Genomic DNA, 13,341 nt, shown 5'->3' with positions numbered 1-13,341 from the left:
CGAACGCGAACGGTTGGTCGGCGAGCTGATGGATGCCCGCCGCGCCGTGGGCTCGGCCATGAAGCAAGGCGACAAGACTGCGCAGAAGGCCGCGCGATCACGCGTGCACGCTGCGAAAGTCGCCCTTGGAGAGCGCGGACCGGTATGGTGGGACGACGGCGCGCCCGACTACAACCGCCACCTTCTCAAGAACACGCCTTATGCCGGCGCTGATACCAAAGATGGTTAAAGTGGCCCTTCGAAAACGCGCCAAAAGCGCCAGGGTGACGTCACTTTTTCCAGCCGCCGCGACGCAAACCATCACCCGAAACGCTTGAAATTCTGCGGTTTGTGTAGAAAGGCACCGGTGATGCAGACTTCGTGACGTCATCGTTAAAACGATCGCAACACCTGTCTGTCATAAACGCGAGTGAATCGGGGGCGAAAGCTCCGCTGAGCCGGAAAATGACGTGATCGAAATCGAAGTCCAGAACGAGACGCACCAGACGCAGTTTCGCATCAAGGCGATGGCGGTGCCGCGCATTGGCGAAGGCATCCGCCTCAAAGAGCCCGACGACAGCTGGGCCAGCTACGACGTGCTCGACGTATGGTACCAGCAGGCCGATTACGGCGAAGTCTGGGTGCCGTACCTCCACGTCCGTACCACGCCGGCTGCCGGCGGCCTCGACCAGGGTCCGGTGGCTGCCATGCCGACCGTTCCCGACCAGTCGATGCCGATCGCCGATTTCCTCGCCAAGTTCGAAGGCGAGGAGGAGCACGAGACCGTGCACCTCAACCTCGACATCAGCGAAGAGACCTGATCCTCGGGTTTACTCGGCCACTTCGGGCTCGAAGGGCTGGGGATCGGATATCCGGCCGATAAACAGCACCGCATCGCGTTCGAGGTCGCGCAGTACCGCGATGAAGGGCCGATCTGCCCTGAAGGGGATCGGTTCCTTTGGCAAAATGCGTGCGCCCGTCACCACGATGCTGATCGTCGTCACCGCGGCGGCCTTGGTGCCTTCGTCATAGACCTGGAGCTTGGTCATGTGGCGAACGTCACTGACCTTGATCGGTTGCTGTCCGGGTTCGGCCATTCCGCTCAGATCTGCCCTGATCTCGTCGAAGGGCAGCGTCACGCCCAGCGACATCAGCGTATCGTTGAGCGAAATCGCAAAGTCGGTTTCGAACTGGGGTATCTCCACCCGCACCAGTTCCATCGCGTCGCCGTCCAGTTCCTGTTTCAAGCGCTCGATCAGTTCGAGTGGCGGGGCAGCCGCCATGATCTCGCGATCGCTCGGCATCAATATGTCCATGGCGTAGCGGTCGTTGCGGTACGCAAGGCGCACGCCCTCCCAACCGTCAACGCGTGCATAGGGCGTCTCGAAGGTCTCGCCGACAAAGGTGAAGGGCTCTTCCCTGCCGCTACCGAAAAGGAAGGGGTGCTGGCTGCTCGACATCAGCTTCGTTTCCCACAACCCGTCGAAATAGAGCGCGTTGGCGAGGACCGCGATCATGTCGGGAGTGACCGTCTCCGGCGCGATAACCTTCGGGATAAGCCCTTCCGTGGCATCGTCCGCCCAACTGTTGATCGTGTCGGCGGCGCCCTGCTTGTCGGTAAAGTCGGTGGCGATCGCCTTGGCCTCGTATTCGCGGCGCAGCTGGGAAACATAGCTGTCACGGAAACGGAACCGGTCATCGAGAAACAGAGCGTTGGAGATGGTGACCTTCACGTCGTCCTTGTTTGTCTCGTATCCCATCGGATCGGCCAGGGGCGGGAGGTATTGCTCCAGCTGCGCGCGGGTTTCGCCGCGCGCGCCGGCGTGAAGTAGCCCGAATGCGAGATCGATGCTCACCGGTGAAATGACGACGTTCTCGTCGCGCTTCGCTTCGGCATCGAGGATCGGGAAGAGCGCGAGCGCGCCTCCGCCACCAGTTCCCGCAGATCCGGCAGGCTGTGGCCCCTCGGTCTGAGCAGAGCAGGCGGCAAGTGTGAGGCCGGCAGCGGCGATGAACAGGCGAGAAGCGTTGCGGATCAAAGGCATAGGCGAACTCCTTTCAGTTCGCACAACGCATCAGGCGCGGGGAGGTTGCCTCCGGTAGCTCAGCGCCTCTGCCACATGGATGCGGCCCACCTGCTCCGCCCCTGCAAGGTCCGCGATTGTCCGCGCGACGCGGAGCATACGGGTGTAGCTGCGCGCCGAAAGGTTCATGGCGGTTGCCGCCTGCATCAGCAGTTCGCGACCCTTTGCGTCGGGCCCCGCAAAGGTTTCCAGCGCATCGCCCTGCAATTCGGCATTGGTGCGCGCGCCACTCTCTTCGGCGCGGGCGGTTTGGATCGCCCGGGCTTTCGCTACCCTCGCGGCGACCTCATCGCTGCCCTCTGCGGGCGGGGGCAGGGCGAGATCGGCGGCGCTGACAGGGTCGACCTCTACGTGCAGGTCGATCCGGTCGAGCAAGGGCCCGGAGACCTTGCTCTGGTAGTCGGCGGCGCATTTGGGCGCGCGGCTGCAAGCAAGCGCAGGGTCGCCGAGGTGCCCGCAGCGGCACGGGTTCATTGCGGAAACGAGCTGGACGTTCGCTGGAAAGGTCACATGCGCATTGGCGCGCGCGACATCGACCGTGTTGGTTTCAAGCGGTTGGCGCAGCGAATCGAGCACGGCGCGCTGGAATTCCGGCAGCTCGTCGAGGAAGAGCACGCCGAGGTGCGCGAGGCTGACCTCGCCCGGCTTCACCTTCAATCCGCCGCCGGTCAGCGCCGCCATGCTCGCCGAATGGTGCGGCGCACGGAACGGGCGCGAACGGCTGATCTTGCCCTCTTCGAGCAGGCCCGCGACCGATTGCACCATGCTGACTTCAAGCGCCTCGGCAGGCGAGAGCGGCGGCAGGATACCCGGCAGGCAGCTCGCCAGCAGCGACTTGCCCGCGCCCGGCGGGCCGATCATGAGGAGGTTGTGCCCGCCCGCCGCCGCGATTTCGAGCGCGCGCTTGGCGGTTTCCTGCCCTTTCACCTGTTTGAGGTCCGGCGCGCTGACCGGCTCCTCTACCAGACCCGGCTCGGGCGTGGGCAGCTGGCTGGTGCCCTTGAGATGGTTCAGCAGGCTGGCGATATCGGGTGCGGCGATCACCGGCACTTCGCTCGCCCAGCGCGCTTCCGATCCTTGCGCGGCGGGACAGATCAGGCCTTTTTCCTGCTCGCTGGCATGGATCGCGGCCAGCAACACGCCGGGGGAGGGCGCGATGCGCGCATCGAGCGCCAGCTCGCCCACGATGATCCAGTCATCGAGTTGCTCGGCATCAGTAATGCCCATCGCGGCCAAGACCGCAAGCGCGATCGGCAGGTCGTAATGCGAGCCTTCCTTGGGCAGGTCGGCGGGCGATAGGTTGATCGTGATCCGCTTGGGCGGCAGCGCGAGGCCCATGGAGGACAGCGCGGCGCGCACGCGTTCCTTGCTCTCTCCGACTGCCTTGTCGGCAAGGCCCACGATGTTGAAATTTGGCAGGCCCGGGGCGAGCGAGCATTGCACTTCGACGCTGCGCGCTTCCAGCCCGAGATAGGCCACCGTCCGGACCAGTGCGACCAATGCATTCCCCCCTGTTGGAGGTTGCTGTGACAAGAAGTGGTGATATTGTCGAGACTTGCTGGTTCCGAAATGGCGGAAACACGCTTCAGGCTTGACCTGCCAGCCCGTTTTCCTTAAGCGCGCCCCCACGAGAGCGGTCGCCCGTGCGGCGGCCCTTTTTTCGTCGGAGCGATTCGCCCGGCACAAAACGAATTTAACTGAAGGTGTTCCCATGAAGCGGACTTTCCAGCCCTCGAACCTCGTGCGCGCCCGTCGCCACGGTTTCTTCGCACGCAAGGCTACCCCGGGTGGCCGTAAGGTTCTTCGTGCACGTCGCAGCCGCGGCCGCAAGAACCTCTGCGCGTAATCGCATGATCGGTCGCGCTTCGGCGCGGCTTCGATCGCGATAATCAAACGGGCTCCCATCGGGGGCCCGTTTTGCGTATCTGCATTCCATGCACCCGAGCCTGTCCGTCATCCGCAAGCGTAGCGATTTCGTCGCCGCCAATCGCGGTGTGCGCAATGCCAAGCCGGGTTTCGTCCTGCTGACGCGGCCGAACGAAGGCCACGGCAAGCGTTACGGGATTACGGTCACCAAGAAAATCGGCAATGCCGTCGTGCGCAACCGCATGAAGCGGCGTTTTCGCGAATTGCTGTGGGCGGCACTTCCCGAAGGCGGCCTGCCCGATCACGATCACATCCTTATCGGCCGCGAAGGTGGTATCGAGCGCGACTTCGCGGCGATGGCCGAGGAGCTGGATGCTGCGTTGGCACGCGCTGCCAAAGGCGAAGGCGACCGCCCGCGCCGACCCCGACATAAAAGATCGCCCCGCGCATGAAATATCCGCTCATCTGGATTGCGCGCCTGTGGCAGCTCGGCCCAAGCCGCATTCTGCCGCCGACCTGCCGCTTCACCCCGTCGTGTAGCCAGTATGCCATCGAGGCGCTCCAGAAATACGGGGCAATCAAGGGTGGATGGTTGGCGTTCAAGCGGCTATTGCGCTGCCAACCATGGGGGGGCTGCGGCCATGATCCGGTGCCCTGAAGCACCGCTGTCTTGACGTAGCAACACACCCTTCCCACCTAACGAATACAGCTTTCAACGGGATCGACCTTGGAAAATTCACGCAATTTCGTGCTCGTCCTCACCCTGTCGCTGGCCGTCCTGCTCGGCTGGCAGTGGGCGATGGACTATTTCTATCCGCAGCCAGAAGAAGTCCCCGTCACTGCCGAGAAGGTGGATACGCCAGCTGAGCATGCCGCAGTCGCGCACTCGCGCACCGGCGGCCTGCAGGATCCCAGCGCCATCGCGCTGGAAGCGGCCGATCTCGAAACAGCGCTTGCCTCGCCCGACCGTGTGGCGATCGATTCGCCCAAGGTTGGCGGCTCGATCAACCTGCAGGGGGCCTTCCTCGACGACGTCGTGCTCAAGGATTACGCGGCCACCACCGAAAACGACGAACCGGTGCGGATCTTCTCTCCGCGCGGAACGCCCGCGCAGCAGGTCTCGCAGTTCGGCTTCCTCGTGAACGGCGAAAAGGTTTCGGACGACGCGATCTGGCAAAGCTCTGGGGGCGTGCTCACTCAGGACAACCCCGTCACGCTGACGCATGTCGCAGGCGAGGGCGTCACGCTCGAACAGACCTGGTCGATCGATGAAAACTACATGCTCACCATCGACCAGGTGGTCAGCAACACGAGCGGCGTCCCCGTGGTCGTGCAGCCCTACGGCCTCGTCAGCCGCACCAGCGACACCGCCAGCGCCGACTTCTTCATCGCCCACTCGGGTCCGATCGGCAGCTTCGACCAGAGCGTCGACTACGATTACGACTATGACGACGTGGAAGACGAGAAGACCGTTGCGCTTGCCGGCAAGACCGACTGGGTCGGATTCACCGACATCTACTGGCTCGCAGCCATGGTCCCGCAGGTAGGCTCTGCGCCCGATTCGACCTTCCGTTCGCTCGGCAACAACATCTTCCGCGCGGACATGATCTACGACCCGATCACCATTCCCAACGGTCGCAAGGTCACCACCATTTCGCGCCTCTATGCAGGTGCGAAGGACAGCGAAATCCTCGATGCCTACCAGGATGCCGGCATCCCGCAGTTCGGTCTCGCGATCGACTGGGGCTGGTTCCGATGGTTCGAGAAACCCTTCCTCTGGCTGCTCAAGAACATCTTCGAACTGGTCGGCAATTTCGGTGTCGCGATCATCATCCTGACGATCATCGTGCGCGGCCTGATGTTCCCCATCGCGCAGAAGCAGTTCGCTTCGATGGCAAGCATGAAGGCGATCCAGCCGAAGATGAAAGCGCTGCAGGAAAAGTACAAGGACGACCGCGTCAAGCAGCAGCAGGAGATGCAGAAGCTCTTCAAGGAAGAGAAGGTCAATCCGCTCGCGGGCTGCCTTCCGCTGATCCTGCAGATCCCGATCTTCTTCGCGCTCTACAAGGTGCTCTACCTCGCGATCGAAATGCGTCACCAGCACTTCCTCTGGATCGACGACCTTTCCGCTCCCGATCCGGCGACCATCCTCAACCTGTTCGGCCTGTTGCCGTTCACGCCGCCGAGCTTCCTGGCCATCGGCATACTCGCGGTGCTGCTGGGCGTGACCATGTGGCTGACCTTCAGGCTCAACCCTCAGACCGATCCGGTCCAGGCGCAGGTGTTCTCGATCATGCCATGGGTGCTGATGTTCATCATGGCGCCGTTCGCCGCAGGCCTGCTGCTCTACTGGGTGACCTCGAACATCCTGACGCTCGCGCAGCAGAAATATCTCTATTCGAAGCACCCGCAATTGAGGGCGGCGGCCGAGAAGGAAAAGGCCGAGAAGGCCGCAGCGGCGAAGGCCGGGAAGTAGGATAGCGCAAGTGACCGAAAAAGAAGCCGCCGAACTGGCCCAGCTGGAACGGCGCGCCAAGAAGCTGTTTTCGGGTCGGGTGGAGTTCCTCCTCTCGGCCCCGCAGCTCAAGTTCCTGCCCGAACCGACCGTGCCCGAGATTGCCTTCGCGGGCCGCTCGAACGTGGGCAAGAGCTCGCTCCTGAACGCGCTCGTCGGCCGCAAGAAGATCGCGCGTGCCTCGGTGACGCCGGGCCGCACACAGGAACTGAACTTCTTCGAAGTGGGCGATCCCACGCTGTTCCGCCTCGTGGACATGCCCGGCTACGGCTTTGCCAAGGCGCCGGTGAAGGTCGTCGAGAAGTGGAAGAACCTCGTGAAAACCTATCTGCGCGGGCGTCAGGTGCTGGTCCGCAACCTCGTGCTGGTCGACAGCCGCCACGGGCTGAAGGACGTCGACCGCGAGATGATGAAGATGCTCGACGAGGCCGCCGTCGGCTATCGCGTGGTCATGACCAAGGCCGACAAGATCAAGGCGAGCGAGCTGGAAAAGACCGTGGCCGCGGTCGAAGCCGAAGCGAAAAAGCACGTCGCAGCCTTCCCGCACATCCATGTGACGTCGAGCGAGAAGGGCATGGGGATCGGCGAACTGCGTGCCGCGTTGCTGCAGGATGCCGGCGTCTGATCCGAAAGCCGGATCACCACTACGCCACGTCCATTCAGAAACCGTCTATCCGCTGCTCGGTAGGCAGGCGCGCATGATCTCCAAGTCAATCGCCGTCCTCGCTGCAGGTCTTGCCGCGGTCTCGCTTTGCGCAGTCCCGGCAGCGTCGCAGGCCCCTTCTTCGCAGAACGAGATTATCGTTACCGCCCAGCGCTCCGGAGCGCCGATGTGGACCATCGACACGCCGACCGGCACGATCATACTTGTCGGTGAAATCGCTGCGGTGCCCAAGGCCACGCCATGGCTGCCCGAGCGGCTGGAGGAAGCCACTGCCGAATCCAGCCGGGTCATCCTGCGCGCGACCCCGAAGTTCTCGCCCGGCGATGTGTTCCGGCTGATCTTCAGCGGCGGCAAGATCACCAAGCTGCCCGATCGCACGAATGCGGGCGATTACCTCTCGGCCGACCAGCGCGAGAGACTGGCGGCGCTCGAAGCCGAATACGACATCGACTACGACCGGCGCAGCTTTCTCATGACGTCCTTCGACCTGCTTGCCCGGCGGCTGGACTTCGATGACGACATCACCAAGGATGCGACCGAAATCGTACGCAAGGCGGCAAAGCGCGCCGACGTCCCGATCACGCGACCGGAGCGTTTCCGCGGCGAGGACCTGCTCGACGATCTGGCCGAGGCGGAACCGGCAAGCCATATCCCGTGCCTAATGGCAGCCATGACCGCCGTCGAAGCGGGACCCGCAGTGATCGAGGCGCGTGGCAATGCGTGGCGTAAGTTCGATGTAGCAGGCGTAATGGCGAACCCGCTGGAAATCGCGCTCGGCACTTGCTGGCCGTGGACCGATGACGATCTGGGAGAGGAAATTCGCGACCAGTGGACGGGCCTGATCGAGGATGCTGCCGGCGATACGGGCGTTACCCTCGCGGTCGTGCCGCTACGCGTGCTGGCAGAAGAGGGCGGCGTCCTCGACCAGCTAGAGACGCGCGGCTTCGAGATATTCGGGCCCGACTGGCGCTGATCGGAAAGGTCCGCGCGGACACTCAGGTGGCGAAAAGCATCCCGTCGTCGGCGAAGGCCTTCATCTCCAGCGCATTGCCGCTAGGGTCGCGGAAGAACATCGTGGCCTGTTCGCCCGGCTGGCCCCTGAAGCGCACGGTGGGCGGGATGATGAAGTCCACGCCCGTCGCCTCGAGACGGGACTTGAGCGCTTCCCATTCCGCCATCGTCAGGACAACGCCGAAATGCGGCACCGGGACTTCTTCGCTATCGACCTTGGTCCGCGCGCGGTCTGCCACAAGGCCAGGTGCCTGGTGTGCGACGATCTGGTGGCCGTGGAAATCGAAGTCGATCCAGTCGTCGGAAGAACGTCCCTCCGCGCAGCCGAGCAGCTCGCCATAGAAGGTGCGTGCAGCATCAAGGTCGTGGACGGGGAAGGCGAGGTGGAAGGGGCGTAGACTCATGGCGCCTGTCTAGCTCCATCGGCCACTCACGGAAAGTCGTGTTGTTCAGCCTCGACAGTGTAATCCTGAACCTTTAACGCGCGCTCTCGAAAGGTGGGTTCATGAAGATCATCATCGGCAACAAGAACTATTCGAGCTGGAGCTTGCGCGGCTGGCTCGCGGCCAAGCAGTCGGGCCTGTCGTTCGAGGAAATCGTCGTGCCGCTGTTCGGCGAAAACTGGGAAGCCAACAAGAAGGGCGACGACATCCAGCCCAGCCACGGCAAGGTCCCGCTCCTGTGGGATGACGAGATCGTGGTGTGGGACAGCCTCGCCATGCTCGAATATCTTGCCGACAAGGTCGGGCGCGACCGCTTCTGGCCGAAAGAGGATGCGGCACGCGGCATGGCGCGATCGATGGTCGCCGAAATGCACAGTTCCTATGCCGCGCTGCGCAGCGAATGCCCGATGAACGTGCGCAAGCGCTTCGACGGGTTCTCCCCGAGCGAGGCCTGCAAGGCCGATATCCTGCGCATCCTCGGCCTGTGGGCGGAAGCGCGCAGCCGCTTCGGCAGCGGCGGCCCCTATCTCTTCGGCACCTTCGGGGCGGCGGACATCTTCTTCGCCCCCGTCGTGTCGCGGTTCATCAGTTACCAGATCCCCGTCCCGGGCTTCGCCGCCGCCTATATGCAGGCGGTGTGGGAGCACGACTGGATGAAGGCGTGGATCGAAGCATCGGAAAACGAAGAATGGGTCATCGAGCAATACGAAACCGTTTCCTGATCGCATTCGCGGCGCTGCTCGCGATGCTTCCGGCACAGGCGCATGCGTGGGGCGAGTTTGCCCACCGGACGACCGCTGAAATCGCGCTGGAGAACATCCGGCCCGAAACGCGCGCGGCTATTGCGGAATTGCTGAAGGCCGCGCCGGAACTGGGCGAGCCCGACTGCGAACTCTCCAGTCTGGAGGATGCGGCCGTATGGCCCGATTGCCTGCGCAAGGATTACTGGCGCTGGGGCTATACCTTTGCCTGGCATTATCGCACCACGCCGGTGTGCGAGGCCTATGAGCCGCGCAAGAACTGCTCGGGCCAGAACTGCATCCTTGCCCAGATCGAGCGCAACCAGCGCATCCTTGCCGACGAGGACCTGCCCGCCAATGTGCGGCTGGAGGCGCTGGCCTTCCTCGTGCACTTCATCGGCGATGTTCACATGCCGCTCCATTCGGGCGACCATGAGGACCGCGGCGGCAACGACATCGAGACAGATTACGGCATCGCGCCGGGTCTCAACCTGCACTGGATCTGGGACGGGCCGCTGGCCGAGCGCGCGATTACCTCTGCGGAAGTGCCGCTGGTGCGCCGATATACGGCGGAAGAACGCGCAGAGCTTGGCGGGGGTACACCTGCCGACTGGGGCCGCGAAAGCTGGCAGACGAGCCGCGACTTCGTCTACCCGAACGCCTTCGACCGACCGCCATGCGACGAGGGGGAACTGCCCGACGAAACCGCGCTGACGCAGGAGGATATCGAGCGAGCCATTCCCATCTCCCAGCGCCGCGTCACGCAGGCAGGGATCAGGATGGCGGAATACCTCGACGCGGCCTTCGCGCCCGGCCCTCTTCCCGAGCCGGAGCGTAACTAGGGCACGCGTTTGGTCGGGTAGGGGCTGCCGTCCTTCCTGAAATAGCCTTCGGGCGTGAAGACCATGTCGATATCGGGATATTCGCCGCGGTCCTCGTCGCGATCTCCGCCGCTGATTGCGATGAAGACGCACGGGATGTCGCCGCTGTTATGAAGGCGGTGACCGTTCTTCTCTCCCGCAGGCCAGGCAAGGATATCGCCGGGGCCGACCGGTATCTCGCCGTCGTCCTCGATCAGGATCGCCTCGCCCTGGAGGATGATGACCAGCTCGTCCTGCCCCTCGTGCCAGTGCCGCTGCGATGAATAGGCGCCCGGTTCGAGCACGACATGGCTCGCCCCCAGCTTGGTGAGGCCCGCGGGCGCTGCAAGGCGGCGGTAATTGCGACCCGCAACGTCCTCGTCGTAGGGCGGCGGATAGCCGGTGGCATTGGTCTGGGGGATGGCATCGAGATCGAGCTTGGGCATCTGCGCGTACTCCTGCTAGCGCTGCCAGCATGACCGAAGTCCTTGATCTAGCCAAGCGCCTGATGGGTGCCGAAAGTGTAACCCCCGCAACGGGCAGCGTCTTCGACGAGATGGAGGCGATGCTCGCCCCGCTCGGTTTCGAAGTTCACCGCTTCACGCGCGGCGATGGCGAGGTGGGCACGCCCGAAGCGCCGGTGGAGAACCTTTTCGCGATCCGCAAGGGGCCGCAAGGCTCGAAGCATTTCGCCTTCGCGGGTCACCTCGACGTCGTCCCGCCGGGAGGCGGCTGGGCATCGGATGCCTTTGCCCCGGAAGTGCGCGGCGAACTGCTCTACGGACGTGGCGCGGTCGACATGAAGGGCGCGATTGCCTGCATGGTCGATGCGGTGGCAAATGTTCCGGCAGAGGCTGGGACGATCAGCTTCATCATCACCGGTGACGAGGAAGGCCCCGCGCTCCACGGAACGCGCGCCCTGATCGACTTCATGCGCGAACACGGCCACCAGCCCAACCTGTGCCTCGTCGGTGAACCGACCAGCGTGAACCGGCTCGGCGACATGATGAAGATCGGGCGGCGCGGCTCGGTCAATATCTGGCTGGAGGTCGAAGGGATGCAGGGCCATGTCGCCTACCCGCATCTTGCCGACAATCCGATCCCCAAGCTGGTCGCCATGCTGGCCGAGCTTGACGCACTTGTGCTCGACGAGGGTACCGACTGGTTCCAGCCGTCCAATCTCGAGATCACCGATCTCGAAGTCGGTAATATGGCGCACAACGTGATACCGGCAAAGGCCGAGGCGCGCATCTCGATCCGCTTCAACGACCGGCATTCGGGCGCATCACTATCCGAAAAGGTCGGCGCGATTGCGGAAAAGCATGGCGGCGTCGCCAAGTCCATCATTTCGGGCGAGCCTTTCCTGACCCCGCCGGGCGAGTTCAGCGACATCATCGCGCGCGCCGTGAAGGCGGAAACGGGCGTGGATCCGGAACCCTCCACCACCGGTGGAACCTCGGATGCCCGCTTCCTGCGCGCCGTGTGCCCGGTGATCGAATTCGGCCTCGTCAACGCGACCATGCACAAGCGCGACGAGGCTGTAGCCATCGAGGACCTTTCCACGCTAAGCCGCATCTATGCGGCGATCGCGAAGGACGCGCTGGCATAACTTACGGGACGTGAGGGGGACGATAATGCTGAGGACCTGGTTCGAAATTCCGCTGTGGCAGCGCGTTCTGACCGCGCTCATCCTAGGCGTGCTGACCGGTTATGCCTGGGGGCCGGAAGCGGAAAGCATCAAGTGGATCGGCGACTTCTTCATCAAGTCGATCAAGATGCTGGTCGTACCCTTGATCTTCTTCAGCCTCGTGGCCGGTGTCGCGGCGATCGGGGACTTGAGGAAACTGGGCGCCGTTGGCGGACGGGCGATGATCCTGTTCATCGTGACCGGCCAGATCGCGGTCTGGCTCGGCCTTGCGCTCGGTACCTTTGTCCAGCCCGGCGCGGGTGTGGACACCTCGGCCATCGCTAAGGGCGCAACGCCCGAACCCAACCCGACCACGGCAGTCGACATGATCCTCTCGATCGTGCCCGAAAGCCCGGTGCAGGTGATGGCGGATGTCGCGGTGTTGCCGCTGATCGTCTTCTCCATGCTGATCGGCATCGGCATATTGATGGCGGGCAAGGACGGCGAACCGGTCCAGAAGATCTTCGATAGCGGCGCTGTCGTCATGCAGAAGGTCACCATGATCGTTATGGAACTGACCCCCTTCGGCGTCTTCGCGCTGATGGCATGGGTGGCGGGCACGCTCGGCATCGATGCGCTGATCGCACTCTCCAAGCTGGTGGCGCTCAACTATGTCGGCTGCCTGCTGATCATTGCGCTGATCTACGGCGGGATGATCAAGTTCCTCGCCAAGCTGCCGGTGCGCGATTTCTTCCGCGGCATCATCGATGCGATGGCGGTGAGCTATTCGACCGCTTCATCGAACGCCACGCTGCCCGTGACGCTGCGCTGCGCAGAGCGCAACCTCGGCGTATCGAACTCGGTCGCCAGCTTCGTGATCAGCCTCGGCGCGACGATCAACATGAACGGCACGGCGATGTATCTCGGCCTTGCCACGCTGTTCGGCGCACAGATCTTCGGCGTCGACCTGACCATGGGCGATTACTTCCTCATCTCCATTCTCGCGACTTTGGGTGCAGTCGGTGCAGCGGGCATTCCGGGTGCGGGTCTCATCATGATGGCGCTGGTCTTCGGCGCGGTCGGCGTGCCGCTGGAAACGATCGCCTTCGTTGCAGGTGTCGACCGCATCATGGACATGATGCGCACCACGACGAACGTCAGCGGCGATGCCGCTGTTGCGACGACCGTGGCTGTGATGACGGGCGAGATCGACACGAAGGAAATGATCTCGGCGGACGATGTCTGAGATTTCGTCCAAGCCCGGAGACGGGGTGGTCCGGTTTTTCGTGCGCCACGAGCGCCTGTTTGGTGTCATGGGCTTGGCCTGGCTGGCGGTAAGCTGCGCCAGCTATGCCCGCTTCATCGACCTGCCAGACATTCCCTTCGTGACCGACGAGATGGCGCTCTACTTTTCGGCAGCTTACAATGCGGGATGGTGGGGCTTTCTTCGCCCGGCAATCGAGCGGCGCAAGGCGGCGCTGGTAGCGGGAAATGAAAGTTCCGCCATGGCATCGACGAAAGATGCCTCGTGAGTTTCTATCGCAAGATTAGA

Annotated in this window: 17 protein-coding genes; 13 read left to right on the top strand and 4 right to left on the bottom strand. The window is 63.4% G+C overall.

Annotation, left to right across the window (positions count from 1 at the left end):
• Window positions 1–13 precede the first annotated feature (13 nt).
• Together K3136_RS06470 and K3136_RS14065 are read left to right on the top strand one after the other, a co-directional pair.
• Window positions 14–229, top strand: a complete 216-nt coding sequence (locus tag K3136_RS06470) for a hypothetical protein (RefSeq protein WP_345725184.1) — start codon at window positions 14–16, stop codon at window positions 227–229.
• A 220-nt stretch (window positions 230–449) separates the two neighbouring features.
• Window positions 450–800, top strand: a complete 351-nt coding sequence (locus K3136_RS14065; RefSeq protein ID WP_247711457.1) for a hypothetical protein — start codon at window positions 450–452, stop codon at window positions 798–800.
• 9 nt (window positions 801–809) lie between these two features.
• Here K3136_RS14065 and K3136_RS06460 read toward each other — a convergent pair whose 3' ends face one another.
• On the bottom strand, window positions 810–2,024 hold the full coding sequence (locus K3136_RS06460) for a serpin family protein (RefSeq protein WP_221432043.1): 1,215 nt from the start codon (window positions 2,022–2,024) through the stop codon (window positions 810–812).
• A 30-nt stretch (window positions 2,025–2,054) separates the two neighbouring features.
• Complete coding sequence (locus K3136_RS06455; protein WP_221432042.1) at window positions 2,055–3,563, bottom strand: YifB family Mg chelatase-like AAA ATPase; 1,509 nt, start codon at window positions 3,561–3,563, stop codon at window positions 2,055–2,057.
• A gap of 211 nt (window positions 3,564–3,774) precedes the next feature.
• On the opposite strand from K3136_RS06455, the gene rpmH reads away from it, so the two are divergent.
• The 6 genes from rpmH (at window position 3,775) to K3136_RS06425 (ending at window position 8,081) form a co-directional block, all read left to right on the top strand.
• Window positions 3,775–3,909 carry a 50S ribosomal protein L34 gene (gene rpmH, locus K3136_RS06450; protein WP_067468613.1) on the top strand — a complete coding sequence of 45 codons (135 nt, stop codon included), beginning with the start codon at window positions 3,775–3,777 and terminating at the stop codon, window positions 3,907–3,909.
• An 88-nt stretch (window positions 3,910–3,997) separates the two neighbouring features.
• A complete protein-coding gene (gene rnpA / locus K3136_RS06445; protein WP_221432041.1) occupies window positions 3,998–4,381 on the top strand; it encodes a ribonuclease P protein component in 384 nt (127 codons plus the stop codon).
• Window positions 4,378–4,587: a membrane protein insertion efficiency factor YidD gene (gene yidD / locus K3136_RS06440; protein ID WP_160595619.1), complete on the top strand. Its 210-nt coding sequence runs from the start codon at window positions 4,378–4,380 to the stop codon at window positions 4,585–4,587. Before rnpA ends, yidD begins: the two co-directional genes overlap by 4 nt.
• 69 nt (window positions 4,588–4,656) lie before the next feature.
• Window positions 4,657–6,405, top strand: coding sequence for a membrane protein insertase YidC (yidC, locus tag K3136_RS06435; RefSeq protein WP_221432040.1), 1,749 nt, complete (start codon window positions 4,657–4,659; stop codon window positions 6,403–6,405).
• Between the two features lie 10 nt (window positions 6,406–6,415).
• Complete coding sequence (gene yihA, locus K3136_RS06430) at window positions 6,416–7,069, top strand: ribosome biogenesis GTP-binding protein YihA/YsxC (protein ID WP_221432039.1); 654 nt, start codon at window positions 6,416–6,418, stop codon at window positions 7,067–7,069.
• A gap of 73 nt (window positions 7,070–7,142) precedes the next feature.
• Complete coding sequence (locus tag K3136_RS06425; protein WP_247711456.1) at window positions 7,143–8,081, top strand: TraB/GumN family protein; 939 nt, start codon at window positions 7,143–7,145, stop codon at window positions 8,079–8,081.
• Between the two features lie 22 nt (window positions 8,082–8,103).
• Here K3136_RS06425 and K3136_RS06420 read toward each other — a convergent pair whose 3' ends face one another.
• Window positions 8,104–8,523 (bottom strand): VOC family protein, encoded by a 420-nt coding sequence (locus K3136_RS06420; protein ID WP_221432038.1) that lies wholly within the window; start codon window positions 8,521–8,523, stop codon window positions 8,104–8,106.
• 101 nt (window positions 8,524–8,624) lie between these two features.
• On the opposite strand from K3136_RS06420, the gene K3136_RS06415 reads away from it, so the two are divergent.
• Both K3136_RS06415 and K3136_RS06410 read left to right on the top strand, forming a co-directional pair.
• Window positions 8,625–9,284, top strand: coding sequence for a glutathione S-transferase family protein (locus K3136_RS06415; RefSeq protein ID WP_221432037.1), 660 nt, complete (start codon window positions 8,625–8,627; stop codon window positions 9,282–9,284).
• Entirely contained in the window at window positions 9,251–10,144 is an 894-nt protein-coding gene (locus tag K3136_RS06410; RefSeq protein ID WP_221432036.1) for a S1/P1 nuclease, read from the top strand. Before K3136_RS06415 ends, K3136_RS06410 begins: the two co-directional genes overlap by 34 nt.
• Here K3136_RS06410 and K3136_RS06405 read toward each other — a convergent pair.
• Entirely contained in the window at window positions 10,141–10,608 is a 468-nt protein-coding gene (locus tag K3136_RS06405; protein WP_221432035.1) for a cupin domain-containing protein, read from the bottom strand. The two genes, K3136_RS06410 and K3136_RS06405, sit on opposite strands and share 4 nt — an antisense overlap.
• 29 nt (window positions 10,609–10,637) lie before the next feature.
• On the opposite strand from K3136_RS06405, the gene dapE reads away from it, so the two are divergent.
• The 3 genes from dapE to K3136_RS06390 are packed head-to-tail and all read left to right on the top strand — an operon-like array spanning window position 10,638 to window position 13,321.
• Window positions 10,638–11,771: a succinyl-diaminopimelate desuccinylase gene (dapE, locus tag K3136_RS06400; RefSeq protein WP_221432034.1), complete on the top strand. Its 1,134-nt coding sequence runs from the start codon at window positions 10,638–10,640 to the stop codon at window positions 11,769–11,771.
• Between the two features lie 25 nt (window positions 11,772–11,796).
• Complete coding sequence (locus K3136_RS06395) at window positions 11,797–13,035, top strand: dicarboxylate/amino acid:cation symporter (RefSeq protein WP_221432033.1); 1,239 nt, start codon at window positions 11,797–11,799, stop codon at window positions 13,033–13,035.
• Window positions 13,028–13,321 (top strand): hypothetical protein, encoded by a 294-nt coding sequence (locus K3136_RS06390; protein WP_221432032.1) that lies wholly within the window; start codon window positions 13,028–13,030, stop codon window positions 13,319–13,321. Before K3136_RS06395 ends, K3136_RS06390 begins: the two co-directional genes overlap by 8 nt.
• Window positions 13,322–13,341 lie beyond the last annotated feature (20 nt).

The organism is Qipengyuania gelatinilytica, from assembly GCF_019711315.1.
Taxonomy (GTDB): Bacteria; Pseudomonadota; Alphaproteobacteria; order Sphingomonadales; family Sphingomonadaceae; genus Qipengyuania; species Qipengyuania gelatinilytica.
This window is presented reverse-complemented; position numbering and strand designations above follow the sequence as displayed.